The sequence below is a fragment of the Campylobacter sp. IFREMER_LSEM_CL1085 genome (assembly GCF_025772235.1).
Taxonomy (GTDB): domain Bacteria; phylum Campylobacterota; class Campylobacteria; order Campylobacterales; family Campylobacteraceae; genus Campylobacter_D; species Campylobacter_D lari_D.
Map to the genome: position 1 here is coordinate 1 of NZ_JAKMRU010000038.1, position 1412 is coordinate 1412.

Genomic DNA, 1412 nt, shown 5'->3' on the forward strand with positions numbered 1-1412 from the left:
CATGATACTTAACTCATCATTGCTTTTAGTATCTTTACTTAAAATAGTATCTTTGGTTTCATGATTGATAAATTTAAAAAAGTGTAGTAGGTTGTTTTGTAAATTAACAATTCTTGAGCTTACTGCTTTGTTTATGTATATAAATACTATTATCACAATTACTAAAATAACAAAAAGAGATATAAATGCTATGGTTGTTATAAGTTTTGTAATAGGCATTTGTATAGAATCAACTGGAGCCATAGTCACAATAGACCAAGCATCTTGTGAGTTATCCCAAAGATCAAAAGTAGCTATTGCTGCTCTATTTTTCTTTCCATCGCTTGCGCGAGTAAAGTCAAAAACAGTATTTATTTTATCTTTTTGTAATTGTATTAATGTTTTTGCACTAGGATGAGGATTTGCTTCTGAAATACTTTTTCCTGTAAATTTAGAAACAGGACTAACTGCTATTAGACCCTCAGCACCAAGTAATAATCTTTGATCATCTTTGAAAATACTTCTTTTTGGATCTGTTAGCTCTCCTCTAAAATGCGTTAAACTTCCTAAAGCTCCAACTACACCTATAATATTTCCATTTTTAAAGATTGGAATTACAATATTGTATGCAAAAATTTCTTCACCATTGATGTTGAAAATTTGAGGTTTTCCTATTGATTCTTTTTGTGTTGATATAGCATTATTAATACTTTGTTGTTGTAAAAATGCATCATATGCTTGAACTAATTGCACGCCGCCTTCTGTTTTTAAAGAAGTATCATGAAGTAACATTAAAAATTTATGCTGATTTGTAAGTAGTTTTGGGTTGGTATTTTGATTGATTGGGGTATTAAAAAAATGAACATACATATATGCAATTTTTTCATTTGAATCAAGCACACCTTCTAAAATATTTTGCACTTCTGTATCATCAATACTATTTTCATTTGAAATAGTATTTTTTATAGTATCTTCTACTCCTAGTAAAGTTGAATAAACACTTTCTGTTGCTCCACGGACGATATTTGCATATCTAAAAGCATTAATTTGAAGTAGTTTATCTGCTTCGGTGTGTAAGATATTTGAAGCTTGTATGGAAAAAATACTTGCTAAGATTATAATACCTAGCATTACTATGGAAATTACAACTCCAACTATTTTGGTCCCTATTTTTAAATTTGAAAACAATGTATCTCCTTTATGTGTTTTTAAAAAGGATGTATTTTATCCTAAAAAAATAATTTTTTTATTTTTAATTAATTAATATTTGTTTGGTATTTCTAATAGTGGGCTTGAATGTAAAATGTAGATTTAATAGAGTATCAAAGTTAAACCCATTAAGGGTTTAACTTATTTAGAATTTTTTCTTCCTAGCATCTTCTAAGATATCATTAGCTATTTGATTGACATTGTCTGCAACTATAGCGCTGTCG

1 protein-coding gene is annotated in these 1412 nt (G+C 28.3%); it reads right to left on the reverse strand.

The window, feature by feature from the left end:
• Positions 1–1167, reverse strand: a 1167-nt coding sequence (locus tag L8W56_RS08690; RefSeq protein WP_263660025.1) for a hypothetical protein, incomplete at its 3' end; no start/stop codon positions are given.
• Positions 1168–1412 lie beyond the last annotated feature (245 nt).